The sequence below is a fragment of the Chitinophaga sp. G7 BAM 1005 genome, from assembly GCF_057126945.1.
On record NZ_CP181478.1, the window covers coordinates 7,469,192 to 7,491,847 of the forward strand.

The 22,656-nt window shown below is 45.3% G+C and carries 24 protein-coding genes and 1 tRNA gene; 6 read left to right on the plus strand and 19 right to left on the minus strand.

The genetic code is table 11. The features are described 5' to 3' along the window. Positions 1-2: 2 nt before the first annotated feature. The 7 genes from ACMXI2_RS30280 to ACMXI2_RS30310 form a co-directional block, all read right to left on the minus strand. Positions 3-965 carry a helix-turn-helix transcriptional regulator gene (locus tag ACMXI2_RS30280; protein ID WP_483779576.1) on the minus strand — a complete coding sequence of 321 codons (963 nt, stop codon included), beginning with the start codon at positions 963-965 and terminating at the stop codon, positions 3-5. A 268-nt stretch (positions 966-1,233) separates the two neighbouring features. After that, the gene (gene cydB, locus ACMXI2_RS30285) at positions 1,234-2,268 is read right to left on the minus strand and encodes a cytochrome d ubiquinol oxidase subunit II (RefSeq protein WP_483779577.1); all 1,035 of its coding nucleotides are present in this window, start codon (positions 2,266-2,268) and stop codon (positions 1,234-1,236) included. A gap of 3 nt (positions 2,269-2,271) precedes the next feature. After that, positions 2,272-3,663, minus strand: a complete 1,392-nt coding sequence (locus ACMXI2_RS30290) for a cytochrome ubiquinol oxidase subunit I (protein ID WP_483779578.1) — start codon at positions 3,661-3,663, stop codon at positions 2,272-2,274. Between the two features lie 254 nt (positions 3,664-3,917). After that, positions 3,918-7,307: an ATP-binding protein gene (locus tag ACMXI2_RS30295; protein WP_483779579.1), complete on the minus strand. Its 3,390-nt coding sequence runs from the start codon at positions 7,305-7,307 to the stop codon at positions 3,918-3,920. Continuing rightward, complete coding sequence (locus ACMXI2_RS30300; RefSeq protein WP_079469770.1) at positions 7,288-7,878, minus strand: DUF4194 domain-containing protein; 591 nt, start codon at positions 7,876-7,878, stop codon at positions 7,288-7,290. Before ACMXI2_RS30300 ends, ACMXI2_RS30295 begins: the two co-directional genes overlap by 20 nt. A 4-nt stretch (positions 7,879-7,882) precedes the next feature. Continuing rightward, positions 7,883-9,346, minus strand: a complete 1,464-nt coding sequence (locus tag ACMXI2_RS30305; protein WP_483779580.1) for a DUF3375 domain-containing protein — start codon at positions 9,344-9,346, stop codon at positions 7,883-7,885. 55 nt (positions 9,347-9,401) lie between these two features. Beyond that, a complete protein-coding gene (locus tag ACMXI2_RS30310; RefSeq protein ID WP_483779581.1) occupies positions 9,402-10,310 on the minus strand; it encodes a bestrophin family protein in 909 nt (302 codons plus the stop codon). Positions 10,311-10,675: 365 nt separating this feature from the next. Between ACMXI2_RS30310 and ACMXI2_RS30315 the strand changes: the two genes are divergently transcribed. Continuing rightward, positions 10,676-11,128 carry a redoxin domain-containing protein gene (locus tag ACMXI2_RS30315; RefSeq protein WP_483779582.1) on the plus strand — a complete coding sequence of 151 codons (453 nt, stop codon included), beginning with the start codon at positions 10,676-10,678 and terminating at the stop codon, positions 11,126-11,128. Positions 11,129-11,161: 33 nt separating this feature from the next. Further along, complete coding sequence (locus ACMXI2_RS30320; protein ID WP_483779583.1) at positions 11,162-11,293, plus strand: hypothetical protein; 132 nt, start codon at positions 11,162-11,164, stop codon at positions 11,291-11,293. On the opposite strand, the gene ACMXI2_RS30325 is transcribed toward ACMXI2_RS30320, so the two are convergent. The 6 genes from ACMXI2_RS30325 to ACMXI2_RS30350 all read right to left on the minus strand — a co-directional run bounded on the left by ACMXI2_RS30325 (position 11,294) and on the right by ACMXI2_RS30350 (position 14,888). Then, complete coding sequence (locus ACMXI2_RS30325) at positions 11,294-11,542, minus strand: hypothetical protein (protein WP_483779584.1); 249 nt, start codon at positions 11,540-11,542, stop codon at positions 11,294-11,296. 26 nt (positions 11,543-11,568) lie between these two features. Next, complete coding sequence (locus ACMXI2_RS30330) at positions 11,569-12,198, minus strand: class I SAM-dependent methyltransferase (RefSeq protein WP_227024424.1); 630 nt, start codon at positions 12,196-12,198, stop codon at positions 11,569-11,571. Between the two features lie 113 nt (positions 12,199-12,311). Next, positions 12,312-13,196, minus strand: coding sequence for an AraC family transcriptional regulator (locus ACMXI2_RS30335; protein ID WP_483779585.1), 885 nt, complete (start codon positions 13,194-13,196; stop codon positions 12,312-12,314). 320 nt (positions 13,197-13,516) lie between these two features. Then, positions 13,517-13,696 (minus strand): hypothetical protein, encoded by a 180-nt coding sequence (locus ACMXI2_RS30340; protein WP_483779586.1) that lies wholly within the window; start codon positions 13,694-13,696, stop codon positions 13,517-13,519. Positions 13,697-13,827: 131 nt separating this feature from the next. Next, positions 13,828-14,238 carry an ester cyclase gene (locus ACMXI2_RS30345; RefSeq protein WP_483779587.1) on the minus strand — a complete coding sequence of 137 codons (411 nt, stop codon included), beginning with the start codon at positions 14,236-14,238 and terminating at the stop codon, positions 13,828-13,830. A gap of 71 nt (positions 14,239-14,309) precedes the next feature. Then, positions 14,310-14,888 carry a Crp/Fnr family transcriptional regulator gene (locus ACMXI2_RS30350; RefSeq protein WP_483779588.1) on the minus strand — a complete coding sequence of 193 codons (579 nt, stop codon included), beginning with the start codon at positions 14,886-14,888 and terminating at the stop codon, positions 14,310-14,312. 282 nt (positions 14,889-15,170) lie between these two features. Here ACMXI2_RS30350 and ACMXI2_RS30355 point away from each other — a divergent pair, with 282 nt between their 5' ends. The 3 genes from ACMXI2_RS30355 to ACMXI2_RS30365 all read left to right on the plus strand — a co-directional run bounded on the left by ACMXI2_RS30355 (position 15,171) and on the right by ACMXI2_RS30365 (position 17,221). Beyond that, the gene (locus ACMXI2_RS30355) at positions 15,171-15,863 is read left to right on the plus strand and encodes a helix-turn-helix transcriptional regulator (RefSeq protein WP_483779589.1); all 693 of its coding nucleotides are present in this window, start codon (positions 15,171-15,173) and stop codon (positions 15,861-15,863) included. A gap of 180 nt (positions 15,864-16,043) precedes the next feature. Further along, entirely contained in the window at positions 16,044-16,433 is a 390-nt protein-coding gene (gene tssD, locus ACMXI2_RS30360; protein WP_079469761.1) for a type VI secretion system tube protein TssD, read from the plus strand. 236 nt (positions 16,434-16,669) lie between these two features. Continuing rightward, positions 16,670-17,221, plus strand: coding sequence for a GNAT family N-acetyltransferase (locus ACMXI2_RS30365; protein ID WP_483779590.1), 552 nt, complete (start codon positions 16,670-16,672; stop codon positions 17,219-17,221). Positions 17,222-17,632: 411 nt separating this feature from the next. Here ACMXI2_RS30365 and ACMXI2_RS30370 read toward each other — a convergent pair whose 3' ends face one another. The 5 genes from ACMXI2_RS30370 to ACMXI2_RS30390 all read right to left on the minus strand — a co-directional run bounded on the left by ACMXI2_RS30370 (position 17,633) and on the right by ACMXI2_RS30390 (position 20,846). Next, positions 17,633-17,854: a hypothetical protein gene (locus ACMXI2_RS30370; RefSeq protein WP_483779591.1), complete on the minus strand. Its 222-nt coding sequence runs from the start codon at positions 17,852-17,854 to the stop codon at positions 17,633-17,635. Between the two features lie 130 nt (positions 17,855-17,984). Continuing rightward, a tRNA-Ser gene (locus ACMXI2_RS30375) sits at positions 17,985-18,071 on the minus strand. A gap of 90 nt (positions 18,072-18,161) precedes the next feature. Further along, a complete protein-coding gene (gene aqpZ / locus ACMXI2_RS30380; RefSeq protein WP_483779592.1) occupies positions 18,162-18,854 on the minus strand; it encodes an aquaporin Z in 693 nt (230 codons plus the stop codon). A 142-nt stretch (positions 18,855-18,996) separates the two neighbouring features. Continuing rightward, complete coding sequence (locus ACMXI2_RS30385) at positions 18,997-20,034, minus strand: asparaginase (RefSeq protein WP_079470075.1); 1,038 nt, start codon at positions 20,032-20,034, stop codon at positions 18,997-18,999. A gap of 41 nt (positions 20,035-20,075) precedes the next feature. Then, positions 20,076-20,846: a TatD family hydrolase gene (locus ACMXI2_RS30390; RefSeq protein WP_483779593.1), complete on the minus strand. Its 771-nt coding sequence runs from the start codon at positions 20,844-20,846 to the stop codon at positions 20,076-20,078. Positions 20,847-20,950: 104 nt separating this feature from the next. On the opposite strand from ACMXI2_RS30390, the gene ACMXI2_RS30395 reads away from it, so the two are divergent. After that, a complete protein-coding gene (locus tag ACMXI2_RS30395) occupies positions 20,951-21,865 on the plus strand; it encodes a hypothetical protein (protein ID WP_483779594.1) in 915 nt (304 codons plus the stop codon). A 52-nt stretch (positions 21,866-21,917) separates the two neighbouring features. Here the strand turns inward: ACMXI2_RS30395 and ACMXI2_RS30400 are convergent, their stop codons facing one another. Further along, complete coding sequence (locus ACMXI2_RS30400; RefSeq protein WP_483779595.1) at positions 21,918-22,541, minus strand: polysaccharide deacetylase family protein; 624 nt, start codon at positions 22,539-22,541, stop codon at positions 21,918-21,920. Positions 22,542-22,656: the final 115 nt, after the last annotated feature.

Consider the following 22,656-nt stretch of genomic DNA (forward strand, 5'->3'; position numbering starts at 1 on the left):
ATTTATAAATAATGTCCGTGGAGTTCTGTTACAAGCTCTCCGATAGCGGTTTTGAGCTCTTCAGGCTGAAGCACTTCCACCTGGTTTCCAAACATAATGAGCCATCTGGCAAAATAGCCCAGGGAGGATTGCAGGAAGGTAAGCTCTGTTTTATCGCCCACCACCTTTTCTTCCATGAGGCCATAGTAGTACTTCTGCTCCCTTACATACCGCATCAGATCATTGTCCAGCGCTATTTTAATGAGATAGGTATTCTCGCTGTGCCTGCTGCGCTGTTGCTCCAGGTAGCCCTGCAAAGAGAGGTGCTTGTTTTTTTTATAAGTGGCCGGCAGCACGGCTAATTTGCGGATACGGTCTACCCGGAAATCCCGGTAGCCCTGCCGGAGCCGGCAGAAAGCGATCAGGTGCCAGTTGGCGCTGCTATGGAAAATGCCTATTGGCTCTACTTCCCTGCGGGTCGCCACTTCTTCCTGGAAAGAAAAGTACTCCATACTGATCACCTGGTTCATGCCCAGGGCTTGTTGAATATCAGTGAGGAACCGGTTGGGGAATTCGGCAGCATCTGTTACCACAGGCCGGTGCCGCAGTACGGCGATGTTTTCATCCAGTGATTCGAGGTAGTCCTTTTCTGTTCCACGGAGTACGGAACGGATCTTTTCCATTGCCAGGCTGAACTGTTTCCGGTTGCTATGGTCACTGAACTGTTCCATCAGTTTTTCCCCGGTGAGGAGTGCCGCCGCCTCTTCTCTGGAGAACATCACGGGGGGCAGGTGATATCCTTCCACGATGTAATAGCCGGTACCCGCCTCCGCACCAATAGGCACGCCGGCTTCCTGCAGGGCTTTTACATCCCTGTATACCGTTCTTAAACTGATGTTAAAGCGGTCGGAAATTTCAGCCGCCCTTACTATTTTTTTACCCTGTAATTGTATGAGAATGGCGGTAAGCCGGTCGATACGGTTCATGGAAGTAATCAATTCTGGGTACTAATTTCGGCTTCCCGGAATTATTTTCGGAAATTTTTTTAAACCGGTTAAACTTTTATCAAAGCAAACGGTCTTAAATACGTACATCTCCTGATAAAAGATAAGATACCGGGAAAACGACAACTGGCGACTTTCGGGAGATCATCAACACAATGCTACAGTACAGAATATAGGTTAAATGGTAAGTCCCTGCAATTTCTTGCGGGGACCTGTTTTTTAAGCCAATAGCTGATAAACTTCCTGATATCTAATAGCTCATTTCGTTTAGCTTCACTTTCCCCCGGAAGGTCCAGAATAAGAAAGTGGTATATCCAATTACCATCGGGGTACCTATGGCTGCAATGAGCAGCATAATTTTCAACGACTTAACAGAAGACGCCGCTGCATAAATGCTGATGCTATAAGCCGGATCAGTGGTGGATATCACAATATTGGGATATAACCCTACGGCAAACAGGATGAGCAGGCAGGCCGTGATAATGGAAGAATAGAGGAAAGCAGTATAATACTTGCGGGCATCTACATTTCTTTTGATATTCAACAGGATCAGCACGGCCAGCATCGGTAACAGGAACAGCTGTGGGTGTGATTTAAACTGCAATGTCATGTGAGGCACATAAATAAGGGTGGCCATTGACGTTAGAATAAAGCAGAGAATGAAGAACTTGCTGCAGTTGTTCACGATCACTGTCAGCCTGGTGTACAGCCTGTTTTCTGTTTTCATTACCAGGTAAATCGAGCCATGCAGCATGAACAGCGATAGCGTGGTAAAAGCAATCAGTATCGCATAAGGATTGAAAAACGTGAGGAGTGTACCGGTAAATTCATGTTCCTTGTTAATCGGAAGACCGTGAATGAGGTTGCCCAGTACCAGTCCCAGCAACAGTGTGATGCCGGTGCTGGACACGGTATAACTGATGTCCCACATTTTGCGCCACCAGCGCCAGGTTTCCTTACTTCTGAATTCTATTGAAATAGCCCGGAAGATGAGGGCTACGAGGAATAACATAAAGGGAATATAGAAGGTAGATAATACTACGCCGTATACCAGCGGGAACCCGGCAAACAATGCGCCACCGGCAATTACCAGCCATACTTCGTTTCCATCCCATACCGGTCCTATCGCATTCAGCACCAGGCGCCGGCTTTCTTCTTTTTTAAAAAAAAGGTGCAAAGCACCGGCACCCAGGTCGAAGCCATCCAGCACACCATAACCGGTGATCAATCCGCCAATCACTAAAAACCACCAGGTGGGAAGGTCCAGTCCGAGAATTGTTTCCATGAGTTATAATTTAGTAGGATGGTAAGTTATATTATCGTGGTAATAGCCGTCGTACTCAATTTCCGCATTCTCTGAAACATCCGGTCCGTGTTGTATTTTGCGGGTTAATAAATAGATGAATAGTGTAAACAGCAACATATATACCAGCGTAAATAATATCAGTGAAAACATTACCTGGTCTGCCGTTACCTTACGCGACAGCGCATCGGAGGTACGCAACAGTTTGTACACCACCCAGGGCTGGCGGCCTACTTCGGCGGCATACCATCCTACCTGGTTGGCTATTTGCGGCAGAAGCACGGCCCATGCGAATATAATCATCAGCCAGCGCTGGTTAAACAGCTTCTTTCTCCATAAAAGGAAAACGGCGAGTAGTGTAAGTCCTATGAGTATCATGCCGATAGTGATCATAATGTGATACATCTGGAACACAAAGTTCACCGCGCCGGGCCTGTCTGCTTTTGGGGTAGCCCTGAGTCCTTCTACCGGTGCGGAAAAGCTGCCATGCGTAAGGAAAGAAAGTCCTCCCGGAATTTTTATACCGGTTGTCTTTTCATTTTTGTTATCTACCCAACCCACAATGTACATCGGCGCTACCGCAGAACTATCGTAATGGCCTTCCATAGCGGCCAGTTTGGCGGGTTGATATTTGCTCACATAATGAGCGGAACGGTGACCGGTGAAAAGCTGCATCAGCGCAGCTATTACGGCTACGCCCAAACCTACTTTAAACATGGCCTGTGCATGTTTGGCAGAGCGGTTTTTCAGGATGTACCAGGCGGCAACGCTCATCACCAGGAAAGAGCCTGCGAGAAAGGAACCGATGATCACATGTGAGAACCGGTCTACCGAAGAAGGGTTAAACACCATTTCCCAGAAATCGGTGACCACCGCGCGCGCCTGCAGATCATGTCCTTCTATACGGTAACCTGTTGGTGTTTGCTGCCAGGAATTGGCAATAACGATCCACAACGCAGAAAAGATAGACCCCAGCGCCACCATGCAGGTAGAAAAGAAGTGAACTCCTTTATGAACACGGTTCCAGCCAAATAATAATACCCCCAGGAATGCAGATTCCATTGCAAAGGCGAAAATACCTTCTGCCGCCAGGGCGCTACCGAAAATGTCGCCTACGTAATGCGAATAGGTAGCCCAGTTGGTGCCAAATTCAAATTCCATTACAATGCCCGTGGCTACACCAATCCCGAAGATCAATGCAAATATTTTGATCCAATATCGCGTAATGTCCTTATAGAGCGACAAACCTGTTTTAAGATACAGGCCCTCCATGATCACAAGACAGAGTCCCAGCCCTATACTCAGCGGAGGATAGATGTAATGAAAGGCAATGGTAAACGCAAACTGTATTCTGGATAGTATTTCTACTGAAGGCATAATGTTCAATTATTGATGCAAAGGTAGCAGGTGAAGATATCCATGAAACTGATGTTTGTCATGTATTGATAAAAATATAACGTTATCGTCACCTTAACAAGTAAATAACCCTGTTTTCAACTTGTTTTTACTATCTTGAAACAATAATTTTAGTGTAATGGTTTACTTGGTATAACGTCCTGCCGATGTGCAGGACGTTTATATGTCAGTAACTTTACTTCGGATGGGGTCGCCAAAGGCGATCTCCCCTGCGCTTACGACATCACTGCCATTGATTCAAATTCCTTCTTCCTGTCGCGGTACTCTTCCATCGTAAAGTTGTATACTACCGAATCACGTTTGTTTTTATTCGCCACAAAGTGACAGGCATGTATATAAGGTTCTGCAATATTCAGTTTATCCAGCGGCGTTACTACCAGCAATTGCAGGTTCAGCTGTCCGCAGTATTCCATAAGGTAGTGACTCTTTTCAGGATCCAGTTTGCTAAAGGCTTCATCCACTGTGATGAAGCGTAAGCTGCGGTGTTGGCGGTTCGCCTCATTGATACCAAACTGGTAAGCAATGGCTGCTCCCAGGATGGTGTAAGTGAACTGCGCTTTTTCGCCACCGGAAAGACTGGCAGTATCCTCATAATATTTGAACGCCTTATTATCGGCCACATAAAATTCTTTTGCGCCGAAGTCGAGCCAGTTGCGTACATCCGTTACTTTACGGCGCCATGCTTCGTTTTGCTGCAATTCAGTAATGAGCAGTTTGATATTTTCAAACAGCTGGTCGCCGTAGGCTTCATCTTTTTCGAGCTGATATTTATAAGAATCCGGTACAGCGTTACTGAGTTTCTCTTTGAAGTTACGGATCTCCACATCACGTACATGGCGGCATTCCAGCTGGAGATAGGTATCCGGGTTTTTATTGAAGGTGATGTTGCGTAAAGGTTCGTTGAGATCTTCCATTACTTCACGGATCACGTCTTCCTGCCCGTATATCCATGCCCGGTAGTTGGTAATGGCATTGAGCATACTGGTGTCCATGTATTTACGGAAGCGTTCTTTATGCTCAATGAGCCGTTGGAATTTAATCCGCTCATAGAGGGAGCTAAATTCGTCGAGGTATTTTACATGTGGCTGGAGATCCGTTACATCACCGAGCCAGTCCGGGAAGGTATCGTGGATGGATTTTGGCGGCATTACAAATGCTGCCAGCTGCCGGGTGATTTCTGCTTCTTTTTCCGCGGTGAGGCGCATGGCATCGTGCAGGGTTGCCTTCATGTTATCATCTGCCCGTTTGCGGTAGGATGCCAGTTCAAGGGTTGTTTCTGCCGGTTCGGTCAGCGACAGGTCAGTGAGGTATTCCAGTATGTATTGGAGGGAAACATCGTCCAGTTTATTGACCTTCAGTTGATTGAAGTGGCGTAGTTTCTCTGCGGCTTTATCGTCCAGCCGGCCCTTTTCCTGGAGTGTTCCTTCTTTCTCTTTTTCCTTGCCTTGTATTTGCCCGGTAATTTCGTCCAGCTGATCACAGATCACCTGGTATTTGTCGCTGGTTTTAAGCAGCATTGCTTTTTCACGTGCGAATGATTCAATGACGCCGGCATGAATCTGCCAGTTGATTTCGCTGTAGTTGCGCAGCGACAGCAATGCGTTCAGCAGCGCATTGATATTGGCGATGGCTTTCCTGCTGTCTTCCAGCTGGGAAATGCTATGCTGCAGTGTTTCGATGTTGTTATTGCATTCATCCTGTTCTTCTTTTAACAGGCGTAATTTGTTTTTATTGTTCCAGCCCAGCACATAATTGTTTTTCTGGGAGCGGTTAGGGCGGTCATCTTTTTCGTGGCGTGTAGCCTGCCGCGTTAGCCCGTTGGAAGTAACAGCTTTCCTGCAGCGGTTAAACACGGTCATGTCGTCGGTACAGGTATAATCAAACTGATCAAGCAACTGGTTTTGCAGCCATTCTTTGAAGATGGTGCCGGGTTTGATATCTATTTTCTGTAACAGGCTTTCTTTTTCGGAAGGCATCCGCAACATGGTATAACTCTCCTCTTCTACCTTGTGGTATACGAGCCGGGTTTGCAGGTTGTTGGAATTGATGTACCGGTTGATGTCCAGTATATATTCTTCCGGCACGAGGAGGCGCAGGCCAAAGTTGTGCAATACTTTTTCGATGGCGTTTTCCCAATGGATCTCTGCATCTTTTACTTTGATCAGTTCGCCGGCAAACGGCAGGTCATCTTCCTGGATATCCAGCATATTTGCCAGCTGCTGGCGGATACGGATCAACTCATAGGGAATATTATTTTTCCGGTGGAGGAAGGAATCTATTTCTTCTTCCAGTTTTGATACCTGTGATCTTTCTGCGGCCAGGCTGCTTTTGTGATGAAAAATTTCCTCCTGTAGTGTTTCCAGCTGTTTATCGTGCGCTGTTTTCATCTGTTCAGCGCCTGTAATATTTTCATGGAACTGTTGCTCATCCGGATTGGGGGCGAGTTCCAGCCGGTCTGTGAGCATATTGTATTCTTCCATCTTATTACGCTTGGCCTCCAGGGCTTTTTGTTCGTAGTGGATGGATTTTTCAATAGAGCGCAGTTGTTCATCCACGCTGTTATTGGCTTTCTGGGCTATCAGTTCATCTTTTCGCAGGTGAAGCGACTGAAGTTGTTCATTGATAGCCGTGAGGCTGCGGGTGGTGGTCTGTTGTGCTTTCTGTAAAGATTCCAGTTCTCTTTCCAGGATATCTTTTTCCTGTTTGTTAAACCACGAGGGCAGGATGTCCTGGAGCATTTGCAATTCCCGGTTTCTGTCCTGTAGTTGTTGCCAGGAGGCGCGGTTTTCGATGATGGGTTCCAGCAGTTTCAGCTGGGTTTCATCTTTCTGAATAGCGCGGTGACTGGTGAGCAAACTATCGTAGTTTTCGCGCAGTTTCAGGAATTCGTTTTCGCTGTCTGTTTCTTCCAGCATCTGTCCGCGGATAAACGTGTTCAGATCGCCGAGCACTTTGATACCAACGGTTTGGTTAAAGAGAGACAGGGCTTTTTCGCTTCGCAGCCCGAAGATGTTGCTGAACAGGGCTGCGTATTCTTTAAAGCTGTCGGTGATTTCTGTTTTGGGAAATTCGAGGCGCAGTCTTTTTTTCCAGTCGCCTTTCACATCAAATTTTCCGTTACCGAAATGGTCGTTGATATTAAGTTTGTGTGGTGAAACGATGTATTGCCGTTTCATTTCCCCGGAGTACCATCTTACCTGGGCCAGTGTGATCTGGTGCATGGTAGCGGCATTATAAAAGTAGGCCAGCAGTACGGAGTAAGGGTTATTTTCCTTATGACGCAGCTGGTCTGTTTTTGACTGCTGGGATTCTTCGGAGAAGGTTTTACCGTAGTAGCCCCAGAAGTAGGATTCTTCGCCTCTGTCGCGGCGTTGTTCTGTACCGGACGACTGGTTATAGAATCTTTTACCGGCGGGTACCAGCAGTGTTAAGAGTGCATCGATCAGGGTAGTTTTACCGCTGCCGTTTGCGCCGGTGAGCAGGGAAGTATTACCGTTGGTGTTAACGCGATATATTTTGTTATGAAAGGTTCCCCAGTTGTATATTTCAAAATATTGCAACCGGAATCCACTTTCTTTTGAATCACTATTGAACAGGGTGGACATGCAGTTTTAATTTTGATTTTATTTCTTCCAGTTTCTCGTTATTCACCAGTGCTTTGATAATCCTTTTTACCTCGTATTGGTGCAGTTCCTTATTGGCAGCGTCCTCCCGGGTAGTTTTCAGCACGCCTACATTTAAGAGGCTGTTGATGGGTTTGTTGAGATCTTTCAGTAGTTTGGATTTGTTGTGTCGTTCTTTGAAGAAGAGTGCGAGTCGTTCTTTGATTTCTTTTTGTGTCATAAATAGACGGGTGCCGTTGCCCTGGATATCAAATTCATCGAGGGCTTCACGGAGTACAATGCACAGCAGGGTGGCTTCGTAGGTAAGCCGTGTTTTGCGCATGAGACGAGGCAGTGGTTTCTCGTTAGTTTCATCTGCTTCCGGTTGTACGATACGTGCAAATCCGTCTGCTTCATTTACCACCAGCTGAAGACCTGTTTGCTGCAGGTATTTGCTGAGTTCTGTTTGCCATCCCAGCAGGTCTTTCCAGTAAGATTTATCTTCTTCGTATACAGGTCCCTGCATGAGTTTTAGAAACACGTGTGCAAAGGGAGATATATTTTTCTCGGCCATGATATTAGTTTTGTGAATTTGTGAACAGCACCATCGGCATATTGATGGTGCGGCTGCCCAGCATCACCGGGTCTGCGGTTTCCAGGATGATATGGTGTGCCGACTGGCTGGCGATGGAAAAATAGGTAATGAGTTCCGTGAGTCCTTTTTCGGCGCCATAAATTTCTACCATTTCTTTCAGGCTTACCTGCTTTTTATTTTGCAGTTGTGTGGAAATGCGATCCTCCAGCAGGGCGCGGTCTATATTAAAATGGTTAAATAATGCGTTAAGGTCATTGTCGTCAAACTCTGTACCACCCATCCCTTCGGGGAATTCTACCTCTACGTTGGGCTTTTTCTCGTCCGCCATATCCCAGCGGTCGAGGAGATCTATTTCAGGATCGCTTTCTATCTCTATAAAAAATTCCTCACCGGGTGGATGCTCGAGCGATTGAAAGGCCAGCTGCCGGATATCATTGATGAGTTCCATCGCTTTCCTGTGATCGGTGAGATTATTTTCACTGAGTACGCGGCTGAGTTTATCGCTCAGTTTTTTATTGGCGTCAATTACTTTTTTGCCGGAGGCATGAAGGAATTGTTTGAGTTTTTTTAAGAAGCGGTCATTTTTATATTCGATGTTCCGGTCTTCCAGCAGGAGGTAAAGTTTTTCGATCAGCTCCCGCATTTCCTCTTGTTTATTTTCATCCATGAGGAACTGCCAGAAGGAGTAGAAACTTTTCCCCTGGTCTTTCTGGCGGAGGGCTTCGAAAGAATCGAGGGTATAAGCCAGCAGCGCGCCTTTGGCGATATCTTTTTCGCTTTGTTTGCGATAAATTTCCTGGGTGATTTGTTCAAAGTTTTGTTCCACTTCTTTGAAATCGCTCAGGAGTTCGCGCGACATGCGGTTGACATCGTAAAATCTTTCCTTTATCTGGGTATCATCAAACACCTGTACTTTACCGGTGATGGTGATGGCTTTTATTTCCTGTTCTATTTCATATTTCTTTTTCTCCAGTTCCTGGATCCTTTGTTCCGGGTCTTTATTGCTCTGGTCAATCAGTTCTTTTAGTTTGGAGAAGATGTCTTTGAAGCGGCTTTCTGTGCCCACAAATTCTCTTTTCTGGAGGGTGGATACCCAGTGCATTACTTTTTCCATGTCGCTGCTCAGCTCATGGATATCCAGTCCGTCGTCGTCGGGATATTTGCGGAGGAAGCCTTTATTGCTCCATTGATCGATATATTTCCTGGCTTTCACATCGTCGTGTTCCAGCAGGCTGGTAGCGTCTATTTCATCATCTGTGGCCTGGTAGCCGGTTACGCCGAGGTAATCGGACAAACGGGTTACCAGTTCCACGTTGGAAATGGTAGTATGGTTTTTTTCCTTGAATGTGTAATGAAAAAATGACAGCATCATTGGCGCGCTACGTGCCCGTAGTATCTTGAGGGTAACTGACTGGGCATATAGATTACATAATTGGTCATACGTCATAGAGTGTAAAAATAAGGAATTACGTATTACAAAGTAAATACGTTTCCCTGTGGGCTTACATTACGTAAAGCCCTTCCTGCCGCGGCTGTACTGGCGCGGGTACCGGTTCATCTCCCAGCAGCTGGATCACGTTGATTTCGATGGTCCGCGCGATGCTGTCGAGCGGAATGGCGAGGGGTTGGAAGTCAAAGGGATCCATGAGGGTGATGCCGTTAAGGTGGGTTACATGGAATACGAAGCCGAACATCCATCCGAAGGGAATGGCCCATGCGCCGATGGATTCCGTCATCATAAGTGTATTCATGATAACATAGAACCAGATAAACATCTGCGTAAAATATACATAGCTGGGAGGGAATACGGTATTCCTGATCCGTTCCGACTGGCCCATAGAGTCGCAGTGTTTTACCAGGATCTGGTTCAGTTCTATAAAAGTGAAGCCGTCGATACTGCCGGAGTTCCGGAGTTGCTGAAGATCGCGGGTCTGGAGGTTCAGGATGGCATTGGGGATATTGCTTTGTTTTTGTACTTCTTCAATTTCTTCGGTGGTGAGGTAGCGGGTGTAGTAGTCGTCGGGCCGTTTGCGGAGAACGGTTTTGAGCGCATAGATAAAGGCGAGGTGCCGGTAAATCATGTGACGGACGAGGGCTTTGGTTTCGGGGGTAGCGTCCGGGGAGGGATAATTGAGCATCGACCGGCTCCAGGTGCGGGAGTCGTTTACCAGTGCGCCCCATATTTTGCGGGCTTCCCACCAGCGGTCGTATGCCTGGTTGTTATTGAAGCCGATAAAGAAGGCAATGGCGGTACCCAGTACGGTAGATACGGCTATGGGAATATTAATATGTGCTGCCAGCCAGCGCGAATCGAGGAAATATACCAGGGTACAACATCCCAGCAGCATGAGGTCTACCTTCCAGGTAAAGGAGAAGATCTGGCCGAGTGATAGTCTGTGTTTTAGCAGCATATGTCGTTATTTATTCTTTTTATGGCTTCCCTGTAAATTATGTCATCCGGGTTTATCCTGGCAAGATTTTCATCTTTTTTTTTAAGATGGGTTGCCGCGGATTTTCCATGACTTAATAACAATAACGGGCACACGCTTTGAATGTTTAGCATAGGTCTTAAATATCCCCTTATTTTCATCCCCCGGAAAAATATTTCCCCGTCAAAGTTATTAGGAACCAATTATTTGGATTTTATATCACTAATAGTCTATAGGAATAGTAGGGTAATTAAAGTATTCTCCCTATATTTGCTCTACGAAAGCAAAAGATATTCACCAAACCTATAACAGCGGCCATTTTATCAGCCATTATAAAAGCCTTTAATATGTCATTATTATACAGATACGCCGATTACTTACCGCAGCCTACACCGGAAAATTTCCCCAGCCCTGTTAAGAACAGGGAAAAGATTAACCCATTAAAAGCAGGTAGTTTTTTTCCTGAATTTTTTATTGAAGAAGAGCGTGTGATCAATAGAGGGCCGTTGCTGAATAATGCCCATTCCGGCGCGTCGTTGCACAGTCTTACTTTGCAGCCGCTGGTAGTGGTTTTTTATTCCTGGCATTGGAACAATTACGCAGATCAGCTGATAGAGCGGCTGAAGGAAAGCCATGCGGCTATTACCGCGGCAGGGGCTCATTTGCTGGTATTATCCAGTGAAGATAAGAAGCAGTTCACTTCAGTATATCCGGAGGCATTGCCATTTGATGTAGCGCACGACGCACAGTACCGCATAGCCAGGAAAGCGGGCATTTACAGGGAATCAGACCCGATATGAGGTTTTGTTTCCGGTGTTAATGCAGACATACCTGTGCCGGCAGTATATCTTATTACGCCTTCACTGGAAATCAGTTACGATTTTGTTGATCTGTATTTACAGGAAGGATTTTCGCCGGAAGCCGTGGTGGCTGCCATTGGCAAAAAGCTGGCCATCAGCGCCTGATCAGCAGGCTGGTTCCATTGTTGTGCATTTACGTACATGCATCAGGGCATAACGGTAAATGCTCCATTGTAAACTGTTACACTCCAATGGTGACAGGCCTTCTATTTTTTCCTGGAGAGAGGTGAAGATTTCTTTATATAAAGCAGCATGTTCCTTTTTTACGGTGGCCAGTAACTGGTCTGCCTGCTGGTAATCCGTTATGGCGCCTAATTGTGCTATGATCTCTAAAGCATGTCCGTCTGTAGTCATTGTATTAATTTTTGTATTACTTAGTCCTATCTTCTGATCCACATTTTTAGCATTAAATCCGTAGAAGCATCCACCATCTGGTAACAGGGAGGTACTTCATCTTCAAGACTGTGGTATGTTACGAGTCTTGTACCGCTTGCACTGCTTTCCAGTTTTTTAAATAAAAAGCGGCTGTAATAATTATATAAACTTGTTGAATATTCTACCTTGTTATCTATCTGATCCTGATCTACCAGGTTTTCAAAGAAAGAATTATAGAAGTAAAAGCCATCGTACGCGGAAAGATCTTCCTGTGTAAAATTGCCGTGAATAAAGCTCACATTCCTGGTTTGTGTGGCAGCCTTTGCTTCGAGGGCATATTGATAGAGTTCTTCCCGTTGTTCGATGCCGTAAAAGTTGGTTTCCGGGTAAAAACGGGCGCCTACCAGGCAAAATTTCCCGACACCGCTGCCAATGTCCAGAATTTTCTTCCCGGGTTCATTTGCGAGAAAACGGGCCGCTGCTTTAGCGATACTGAGTGGCGTCCAGTGCCGTCTTGAGAGTTGCTGTATTTTTTCAGGATACAGCCAGTCAAACCCGGCATCATTTACGTAACAATTCGGCTTTAATAAAGTAGAAGTCTGCATGAAGGCGCAAAGGTACGCATTTACCGGCATTTTTGGAGATTTTAACCCTTATATATATGCAAAACAGGGCATATAAATCGGTTTAGTAGCCGGTAACAGCATATTCCGGATGGCCTAATATTACATTTTACCTGCTAACAGCGCTACACGAAAGTTCTTGTTCCGGAAGAAGTATAGGCCAGCCTGAATTCCTTAGGTGTACAGTCTTTTTTCTTTTTAAAGATGCGGTTGAAGTTGGAGATATTATTAAAACCGCACTTAGAAGCGATCTCATTCACGGTGTGCGTGGTTTCTATCAGCAGCCGGGAGGCGTGTCCCAGCCTGATTTCTATGAGGGTATCCACAAAGGTTTTGCCGATCTTGGCTTTAAAGAAGCGGCTGAAAGCCACTTCCGTCATGGCTGCAAGCCCGGCGGCCTCTCCCAGTGAAATGTTTTTATCAAAGTTGGCATTCAGGTAGGTCATGATCTTTTCTACGCGGCGGCTGCTGTAGGAGAAGGTTTCCGTGTTGCCAAAAGTAGAATCAGACAGGATGCGCATATTCCGGCTGATAGACAGGTCGTGCAAAATAGACATCAGCTCCAGCACCGAATCGAAACCCTGTTGCTGCGGCAGCCGGATCAGGCGGGGCATGATCTGCTGGGTGGTTTCGGTAGAGAAGAGGATTCCCCGCAGGGAGCGTTCAAACATGTTTTTGATAAAGTTCATCTGGTTGCGCTGCAGGAACTTCTCATCAAACAGATCCCGGTGAAACTGGATGGTTATTTCTTTAACGCTGCCGCCTTCATGGTTGTTGGCAAACCAGCCGTGCTGCAGGTTGGGGCCAACCAGTACCAGTTCAAGGTCGCCGATCTCTTCAATATGATCCCCGATGATCCGTTTAGCGCCACTGGCATACTGGATAAAGTTTAACTCAAATTCGTCGTGGTAATGCAACGGGAAATCGAATACTTTTTTCTCCCTGGCAAACAACGTAAAGCAGTCGCTTTGCGTAAGAGGAGTGATTTCCCTTAATAATTTACTCTTCATAATGAGCATAGTTTTATAACATACCGGAATCCTGATGTGGAATATAACGTATTAACTGTTGATTTATATGACCTGGTTGCTAAAAAAGCATTATAAAAGTAAAGTTATCAGTCGTAAAATACAATTTTTACTTTTTTCTAATAGTATTAACTACCGGGCAATCCGGTTGTATAGGTGTTATTATTACACTTATTTTATTACGAATTTGACTATCAAAGTATAATTAATAGATAAAAAAGTATTAAGTATATGTTTGAATAAGAGGCATATTTGTATGGCACAAACCTTTTGTGATGAAAGTATCTGTAAGGGATACTGTTTTATATTATTTCCAGGGGTTGCAGCCGGTGTGATATTGTAATGAGGGAGATGAATATTACCGGAAGGAGCTGGCTGTTGGAATCAACGATCCGGATGCGCGGATAGTTGATTTTACGGTGGTTCCGGAAGGGAACATAGCCGGCCGTAACACCTGGATTTTTCATGCTGTGTATCTTCACAGACGGACCATTTACATTTTTTATTCCACTTCACGTTTTATTACCCGGTTACCAATAGTGATTTGTTGCCTGCCGCAGTGAGCAACCAATCACCATTGGATGTTCATAACGGGTATGGGCCTACGGTGTATTTAAGATTTGGGGGTGAGTTTTTTTTCGAGTGTATTACCGTCTATTAAAGCCCAATGTTCAATGATCCGGTTATCCTGCAATCGAAAGCAACGATAGCCGGGAATACAGACTGTTAAGCCGGTGGGGCTTATTCCCCGCCATAGCCCGATGTGTTTCATGCACATGGTTACTTTTATCATACACTTACCGGGTTCGGCTACCTGTTCTTCTATAATCGTTTCGGGTTGAAAGGATTCATGTGTTAATGTAATCCATTGTTTCAGCCCGGTGGCGTTGGCGGGTAGTGCGGGTGGTAATGAATGATCCACGTAGGCCGGGTGCAGGAATTGCTCCAAACTACTGGTATCACCGCGGTTCCAGGTAGTGTCAATGTAGTGTGCTATGAAATCTTTCTGTTCTTGTATAGTCATGACCGTTAGTTTTACCGGGTAAAAGTAGCTGCCCTGCTATAAAGCGATTGTGTCAAACGTCACATAATAGTTCAGGTTAAGCGGCGGCGGATGCGGCTGAGGGTTTCGCGGGAAATGCCCAGGTAAGAGCTGAGTTGCGTAAGAGATACACGTTGCAGGAGTTGGGGTTGGGTGGTTAGTATTGACTGGTACCTTTCTTCCGGGCTGTTTCTTTTAAGCCAGTGATTGTGTTTTTCCTGTTCAATGAACAGGTGTTCCAGCCACTGGCGGCCAAAGGCGGTGATTTCGGGGGATTGCTGATAGAGTGAAAACAGATCGTCTTTATGCCATTGCCATAAGGTGCCGGCTTCTATCGTTTGTATATTGTAATCGGCCGGAACGTTGTTTCGCAGGCTGTTCAGGTTAGTGAGGAATGTATTTTCAAAGTAGAAACCGGTGTTGATCTCCTTTTCGATATGATGCTGAAAGGCTCTGCAGGCGCCGCTTTCAATGAACCATATGTGTTGGCAGCGCTGCCCTTCCCGCAACAGGTAGTCACCCTTTTTTACCATTTGTAAAGTGGTATGCGCGGCAAATAATTCCATTGCTTCATGGCTAAGGGGAGCAATGTACGAGAGGCTTTGAAGGAAATGTTCCGGGCTGGATTTCATGACAGGAAGGTCATTTATTTTTTCAAAAATACTCACATGTAGGTATTTGTTTCCCTTTAGCTTTAACATATCTTTGTGAAAATAATCTGATTTCACCTTACTATATATAAAATCATCCACCTGATTTAGTCAATCACCGTATTTTCTATCCCCAAAAAAGGGTCTCTTCTTTGTGATGGGACCCTTTCTTATTTTTACTACATTTGTTACCAGAAAGAGCGCTAAAGTAAGTAGTCAACCAACATCACAGAGGATTCCTATACACGATTTTATATCACGTACATGATTGAGCACGCTGCATTTAATAATGACGGATCAGGGTTGGAAGAGAAGCTGAACGCTTTAAAGGCCATTGATCAGGAGCTTCCCGTAGTGGTAATAGTAATGAATGTGGTAAAGAGCTACGTGGAGTATATGTCGCCGCGGGGCTGCCGGGAACTGGATATTACGCTGGAGGCCTTGCAGGAAATGGGTGCAAGGTATTACGACGCCTTCTTTAACCCACACGATGTAGCAGATTACCTTCCAAAGATCATCAATATGCTGGATGCGCCGGCGGCAGCCAATATAACGGTTACCTTTTTCCAGCAGGTACGCACTACTGCCTCGCGGGACTGGACCTGGCATCTGGGTTCTACACGGGTATTTATGCGGGATGCCGGAGGGGTTCCCACGCATGTAATTACCTGTGTAATTCCCATTGATCCGCTGCACCACGTTACCAGTAAGGTAAACCGCCTGCTGGAAGAGAATAACTTCCTGCGCCGCAACCAGCATATTTTTGCTTCCCTTACTAAAAGAGAAAAGGAAATCCTGCGGCTGCTGGCCCTGGGCCTCAGCGCCATTGAAATTGCCGGGGAGGCAGGGATCTCCGAAAAGACCGCCGTTACGCACCGGCGAAATATCAAAGCAAAGATCGGGGCACAGTCCAGCTACGATCTGACCAGTTTTGCCCAGGCATTTGATCTTATATAGTTATTAAACAGTATATCACTGGCTGGCTGAAAGTCCCGACCCTGCAAGATCCGGCGGCTTTCCTCAAAAATAACCCTCAATTTTTCGGCATGTAAACAGAAATGTGTATTTTCATTCTGTATACCATATTTTTGTGCCTGTCTGTTGTGCCTTGCAACGGACCTGTTAACCAGATTAATTATGTCTTTTAAAGCTGTTCTCAACATCGACGGGGAAGAAATGAACATCCTGGAATGCAGGTTTTCATTTACCCAAAATACAGATCATAACGGGAAACCTGCCGCCCGCCCCAAAGGAGGCACTATTAACCTGCTGATTGAGTCTGCCGGCGAAACCAGTTTATTTGACTGGATGATTTCCAACACCCAGACGAAAAACGGCAGTATTACCTTTTTCCGGCGGGATTCTATGTCGAGGCTCAAAGAGCTGAAGTTTACAGACGCCTATTGTGTAGAATATGAAGAGACGTTTAATTCCGCCAATGAGCAACCCCTGCAAATACAGCTGACCTTGTCATCGAGGGAGGTGAAGTTAAATAATTCCACTTACCAGAATCCGTGGCCTGCATAGCATTACACCGTTATACATCTTTTTAAAAAATAACAACCCGCATGAACACCCGTTGCATGCGGGTTATAGCTGTTCACCGGATGGCCGTTTCATCCCGTGTTTCCTTCACCGTTTGTAAACTGCTTCATTTTTGGATGCTGTAAGCGAATCAAAGCGCTTCATCATTGTTAGTGTAAGGGCGTAATTTTTAGATTTTAGTGAGAGCTGACAACTGAATAATGATTAATTTTAAGTGTATGCCAGCACTTAATTTTACACCTTTTCCGACGCTTGTTTCCCAGCGATTTATCCTGAGGGCTCCTGCATTGTATGATGACGAAGCCATTGCCATTCTGCGGTCGGATCCGCGCGTGAACCAGTTCCTGAACCGGTCTGCTACCACCACAATTGCAGAAGCCCGGCAGTTTATTGAAAAGATCCAGGCCAACATTGCCGCCAACCAATCGCTGTATTGGATAATTACTGCCAAAGAAAATGATCATCTCGTTGGCACTATCTGTTACTGGAATATGGAACCTGAGCTGGATCAGGCTGAAATAGGATATGAACTTCAGTCGGCTTTCTTTGGAAAAGGCATTATGCAGGAAGTGATACCGGTAGTAATAAAGTTTGGATTTGAACAATTGCATCTTCAAAAAATTACGGCCTTCCCCGCTGATAGGAATGTAAAATCCATCAAACTCCTGGAACGCAATCACTTTGAAACAGATCATGCATTGAGAGAAAAATTGGAAAAAGAAGATGACCTGACGGGGCTTTTGTGTTACTCACTCATCCGTCCGGCATAATATCACATAAAAGGAAATTGATCATACCAGTGAGAAAGGGAATAACGGTATATGGTCCGGATTCATTTACCGCCAGGTTTATGCAACCCAGGAAGGAGCTTGATAGCATATTAAGACCGGATTTTGATAAGTTTTTTATTGTGAAAGTGGAAGATATGTACCGCCTGGTAACGCAGTCTGTACCGGCTTCCCGGTCAACCAATCATAGTTGTTTATTTATTACCAGTGGAGAAGCCAGTTTCATACCGATATCCTTACCGGGAAATACAATACACAGGAGCCACTGAAAGCATTTGAATTTTTACGGATATGAGTATCATTTGGACAGGGTTATTTTGTCGCGGATGATGGCGTGACGTTTAAATTCAAATAGACATCAGCGGAGAAATAACAGGTATATCGCCAGGGCAGTTACGCAGCATGTATTTTTCTGTTTTCTGTAAGTAATGTAAAGATAGTATCGTCGTTATTATTGGCAGGAGATGGCATTGGTACTTGAAGGTTATCAACATAGTCTTTGGCTTCTTTCAGCCCGCATCGGGCCGTATCATAAACGAGTTTCACTGCTTCCAGTTTCCGGTGCTGTTGCACCAGCAGGCGTACTTTGTTTTCCGTGTCTTTGGATATGTTCATAGTTGAAGTTAAGAAGAAATAGGCGGGGTAGTGATGATGTTTTTTTATGAGACGGGTATGAAGCGAAGAGCATTATCGGGCTGAAACAAAAAAGCCCTGATAACTTGCGTTACCAGAGCTTTAAAGCTTGCGGAGAAGAAGGGATTCGAACCCTTGATAGGCTTTCACCTATACACACTTTCCAGGCGTGCCAGTTCAACCACTCCTGCACTTCTCCGTGATTATCTTTTCCTGAACAAGCGGAAGGGTTGATTTTCCAATTCAGGGTTGCAAAGATAATCCTTTAGTTTATATTTCAAAAAAAAGTTTAATTCTTATCGTACAGCTTCCATATTCCTCCGCCCAGAAGCCCGCCTACAATGGGTCCTACAATAAATACCCACAAATGGGAAATGGCGGCGCCGCCAACAAACAGAGCTGGTCCGATGCTTCTTGCAGGGTTTACGGATACTCCTGTAACCGGGATGCCTACAATATGGATCATGGTCAGGCAGAGGCCTATCGCCAATCCGGCAAATGCGCTGTTGCCGTTATTTTTACTGGTGCTGCCATGAACTACCACGAGGAAAATGGCGGTAAGGACGATTTCAGCAACTAATCCACTGATCAGTGAATAGTGGTCTGGTGAGCCTTCTTCCACACCATTGGCGCCGAGACCGTTGGCAGCAAGACTGTAATCAGCTTTTCCCTGCGCAATAAAATACAGGAGTGCAGCAGCTACAATGCCTCCTATGATCTGTGCTACAATATATCCGCCTGCATCTTTACCGGATATTTTACCTGTAGACCACAGGGAAATAGTAATAGCCGGATTTAAATGACATCCGGAAATGTGACCTACGGCGTAAGCCATTGTTACGACTGACAGGCCAAATGCAAACGCGATACCCAGAAACCCTACGTGCGCGCCGGCTAACACGGCGCTGCCACAACCCATAAATACCAGGACAAAAGTGCCAAAGAATTCAGCAATGCATTTCTGTGATAAGGAAACTCCCATAGAATAATGAATTTTGTGGTGAATAGAAATTGGGGAAGAGCATTTGATGATATTTAAATTTACCTTAAATATTCAAAATAAAAAAAAAACGGAAGTACAATTGAATGTATCTCCCGTTTGTATAAATTTCCGGAAAAAATATTTAGTATACTTCGATTGGCGTTAATTCGCCTCGTAGCGAGGTTTCCAGCATTACCTTTGCATCGGCCACAGACAGGCCCTGACCCAATACAAACATCAGCTTCGTTACGGCTGCTTCAAAGGTCATATCATGCCCGCTCACTACACCAATTTCCATTAAGTGCTGACTGGTTTCATATTTGCCCAGCTCCACAGATCCGCCATCACATTGGGTGATATCTACCACGATGGCGCCATGATCGATCACCTTTTTAATGCTTTCAATAAACCAGGGCTGTGTATTGGTGTTACCACTACCAAAGGTTTCCATGATCACACCTTTCAAACCGGATACGCCCAGCGTGGCTTCTACTGCTCTCCTGGTAATGCCCGGAAATAATTTCAGTACGGTGATATTTGTTTCCAGTTCCTTATGCACCTTCAGTGGTAGTGTAGGTGGCGGTAAAATAAACTGGTGCTTGAATTTAATATCGATGCCGGCTTCCGCGAGCTGAGGATAGTTCATCGTATAGAATGCCTCAAACTTTTCCGCGTTATATTTTTTGGAACGGTTACCTCTGAACAGGGAAAAATCAAAGTAGATACATACTTCCGGTACCATAGAGATAGTAGTGCCATTATGCCGGCTGCAGGCTATTTCCATCGCCGTAATAATATTCTCTTTGGCATCTGTGCGTATTTTGCCGATGGGAAGCTGGGAGCCGGTTAAGATAACAGGCTTCGACAGGTTTTCCAGCATAAAGCTCAGGGCAGACGCGGTGAAGGCCATCGTATCGGATCCATGCAGGATTACAAAGCCATCGTACCGGTCGTACCGGTCTTCAATAATACTGGCCAGTTCCACCCATATCTCCGGCTGCATGTCTGATGAATCTATCGGCGGATTAAATGCATATACATAAAAATCGATGCCCATCCGGTATAGTTCCGGTAAATTATTCCTTATTTCATTGAAGCCGATCGGGCGCAGTGCCTTGGTTTTATCGTCGTAGATCATACCTACAGTACCGCCCGTGTAAATAATCAGAATTTTACTCATTGTGCTAGTAGCCATTGCCTGCAAAGGTATTCACTAAACAGTTAGAGCATTTTGAATAATTTCCGGGCATTGCTGCTTGTTATATCTGCAACCTCTGCAATTTTTAGATTTTTTATATCTGCCACCTTTTCACCTGCCAGCGGGAGGTAAGCACTTTCGTTGCGTTTACCGCGATAAGGAACCGGCGCCAGATAGGGTGCGTCTGTTTCCATTACGATGTGTGCCAGGTCTATTTCCTCCAGCAATTTATCCAACCCGGATTTCTTGAAGGTAACTACCCCGCCTATGCCCAGGTAAAAGCCCAGGTCAATGATTTCCTTTGCTTCCTCCAGGGTACCCGAAAAGCAGTGGAAAACCCCGCTTAAACGGCCATCCTGTAAAGCTTTTACTTCGTTGATACATTCCCGTGTGGCCTCCCGGCTGTGGATGGACACCGGCAGCCCATACTCCCGCGCCAGCATCAGCTGCTCCTGGAAAGCCTTGTATTGCTGGATAAGCAGGGATTTATCCCAGTAAAAATCCAGTCCTATTTCCCCGATGGCCTTGAAAGAACGCTGCTGCAGCCAGGCTTTTACCAGGTCCAGCTGCTCATCTACGGCTTCTTTCACATAACAGGGATGTATCCCCATCATCGCATAAATATGATCCGGGTGCTTCGCTTCCAGCGCCAGCATCCCTTCGATAGAACTCTCATCTATATTCGGCAAAAACAGTTTGTCTACCCCTGCTGCTATGGCACGCGCTACCATTTCTTCCCGGTCTGCCTCAAATTCTTCAGAATAAAGGTGCGTGTGGGTATCTATCCAAAGCATAATAATTATTTTATTAAATTTGTAATTTCTTTAATATTTAAGCAGTATCTTTATTACTACAAAGGTAAAGACCGAAAAACCTAATTGCTAATAAAACCTAAACTATGAAAAGCTATTTCAGTACAAATCGTGTGCTGGCGTGGACCTTCACCAGCGTGGCGGTAGTCACCATTTTCTTTGCCTGTAAGAAAGAAGTCACCACAGATACGGCGCCGAATAACCAATCAGATAATAATACCATTGCTGCCGCGCAACACGAAGCGGCTGCCAGTACCATGTACAGCGGGCTTTTTGAAACCGTGGCGGAAGTAGCCATTACACAGGGCTTGTTTACTGCCCGCAAAGCGGACAATGTAAACAATGCGCTGGCCGTTACAACCTCGCCCTCCTGTCCGGCAGCTGAACTGCTGGATGCCACCAATCCTGACCAATGGCCCAAAAAAGTAAAGATCGATTTTGGAGAATCGTGCCTCGACAGGTTTGGCGTATATCGTAGCGGTGTGCTGAATGTTACTTTCAGCGGTCCGTTATTCAATCCTGCTTCTATCATCGTAATAGAGCCACTTGGCTATAAACTCAATGGCAAATCCGTAGAAGGCCAATTTACCATCGGTGGTGTCAGTTATAGCCAAACAACCGGTATCCAGTATACCACTGAATTAACCGGAGGAAAAGTAACGCTCAGCGATACTGTTGTGATCAACTACGCCAGTAAGAAAACCATTAAGCAAACGGCAGGATTTGACCCGGTAACACCCCTGTTAAATCCGTCTGATGACGTGTTTACTGTAGAAGGAAATGCCAGCATTTCTTATGAAAAAGGACCTGTAACCGGTGTTACGGCTACTTTTACAACACAGGAAGCACTGGTAAAAATATTTGATTGCCAGCATTTCGTTAAAGGGAAACTGAAGGTTGAATTTGATAAAGTAACCGGGGTAATTGATTATGGGAATGGTAAATGTACCGATCCTGTTACGATTACAGTGGGAGATAAAACCAAAGAGATCAAGTTATAAAACCTGCTCAACTGTTGCTGATAAATGAGTTTATCAGCAACAGTTATTATAATTACAAGATTGCTGCTACTTCAAATTTTTGCTTCCTGCAATACTCCAGTACCCGCGGCAGCGCATACTCCAGCCGGTCCCAGGCTTTGGTGCTGTCGTGAAAAACCACAATAGATCCCGGCTGCAATTTAAATACTACGTTCTGCACACAGGCTTCCCCGTTGATCTGCGTATCGAAATCACCACTGAGGATATCCCACATAATAATTTTAGCGCCCGGAATTTTATTCCTGATCTGCCGGATCTGGAAGGGAGTGATCCTGCCATAGGGAGGTCTGAATAAGGGGGAGGCAATATATTTTGCTGCTTCCAGCACGTTTTCAATATATTTTTCGGTGTTGGTTTTCCACCCGTTCAGATGGTTATGGGTATGATTGCCGGTGGTATGCCCTGCCTCCAGGATCTGCTGATAGATAGCGGGATATTCCACTACGTTTTTCCCGATACAGAAAAAAGTAGCTTTGGCATTGAATTTTGCCAGTTGCTCCAGCACAAAGGGTGTTGCCTGCGGATGCGGGCCATCATCAAAAGTAAGATATACCTTATTACCTGCCGGAGACAGATTCCAGACACAGCTTTTATATAAGGCTTTCAGGATGCCGGGAGTTTTAGTAAGATAGAACATATAGCCTTTGGCTTTTTAGCGATGAGCTTTAGTACCGCAATATACTTAATGTCTGTGTAGCAGGACTTCGTATTAAAAAATTTTAATCTCCCAATATCTCCGGGTACAATAACTC

Coding starts and splice junctions, on each gene's coding strand:
- ACMXI2_RS30280 (WP_483779576.1), bottom strand. CDS start 965: ATGAACCGTATCGACCGGCTTACCGCCATTCTCATACAATTACAGGGT.
- ACMXI2_RS30310 (WP_483779581.1), bottom strand. CDS start 10,310: ATGCTGCTAAAACACAGACTATCACTCGGCCAGATCTTCTCCTTTACC.
- ACMXI2_RS30335 (WP_483779585.1), bottom strand. CDS start 13,196: ATGAAGAGTAAATTATTAAGGGAAATCACTCCTCTTACGCAAAGCGAC.
- ACMXI2_RS30350 (WP_483779588.1), bottom strand. CDS start 14,888: ATGAAATCCAGCCCGGAACATTTCCTTCAAAGCCTCTCGTACATTGCT.
- ACMXI2_RS30315 (WP_483779582.1), top strand. CDS start 10,676: ATGTCATTATTATACAGATACGCCGATTACTTACCGCAGCCTACACCG.
- ACMXI2_RS30400 (WP_483779595.1), bottom strand. CDS start 22,541: ATGTTCTATCTTACTAAAACTCCCGGCATCCTGAAAGCCTTATATAAA.
- ACMXI2_RS30330 (WP_227024424.1), bottom strand. CDS start 12,198: ATGCCGGTAAATGCGTACCTTTGCGCCTTCATGCAGACTTCTACTTTA.
- aqpZ (WP_483779592.1), bottom strand. CDS start 18,854: ATGGGAGTTTCCTTATCACAGAAATGCATTGCTGAATTCTTTGGCACT.
- tssD (WP_079469761.1), top strand. CDS start 16,044: ATGTCTTTTAAAGCTGTTCTCAACATCGACGGGGAAGAAATGAACATC.
- ACMXI2_RS30300 (WP_079469770.1), bottom strand. CDS start 7,878: ATGGCCGAGAAAAATATATCTCCCTTTGCACACGTGTTTCTAAAACTC.
- ACMXI2_RS30295 (WP_483779579.1), bottom strand. CDS start 7,307: ATGTCCACCCTGTTCAATAGTGATTCAAAAGAAAGTGGATTCCGGTTG.
- ACMXI2_RS30305 (WP_483779580.1), bottom strand. CDS start 9,346: ATGACGTATGACCAATTATGTAATCTATATGCCCAGTCAGTTACCCTC.
- ACMXI2_RS30365 (WP_483779590.1), top strand. CDS start 16,670: ATGCCAGCACTTAATTTTACACCTTTTCCGACGCTTGTTTCCCAGCGA.
- ACMXI2_RS30370 (WP_483779591.1), bottom strand. CDS start 17,854: ATGAACATATCCAAAGACACGGAAAACAAAGTACGCCTGCTGGTGCAA.
- ACMXI2_RS30390 (WP_483779593.1), bottom strand. CDS start 20,846: ATGCTTTGGATAGATACCCACACGCACCTTTATTCTGAAGAATTTGAG.
- ACMXI2_RS30345 (WP_483779587.1), bottom strand. CDS start 14,238: ATGACTATACAAGAACAGAAAGATTTCATAGCACACTACATTGACACT.
- cydB (WP_483779577.1), bottom strand. CDS start 2,268: ATGGAAACAATTCTCGGACTGGACCTTCCCACCTGGTGGTTTTTAGTG.
- ACMXI2_RS30395 (WP_483779594.1), top strand. CDS start 20,951: ATGAAAAGCTATTTCAGTACAAATCGTGTGCTGGCGTGGACCTTCACC.
- ACMXI2_RS30290 (WP_483779578.1), bottom strand. CDS start 3,663: ATGCCTTCAGTAGAAATACTATCCAGAATACAGTTTGCGTTTACCATT.
- ACMXI2_RS30325 (WP_483779584.1), bottom strand. CDS start 11,542: ATGACTACAGACGGACATGCTTTAGAGATCATAGCACAATTAGGCGCC.
- ACMXI2_RS30385 (WP_079470075.1), bottom strand. CDS start 20,034: ATGAGTAAAATTCTGATTATTTACACGGGCGGTACTGTAGGTATGATC.
- ACMXI2_RS30355 (WP_483779589.1), top strand. CDS start 15,171: ATGATTGAGCACGCTGCATTTAATAATGACGGATCAGGGTTGGAAGAG.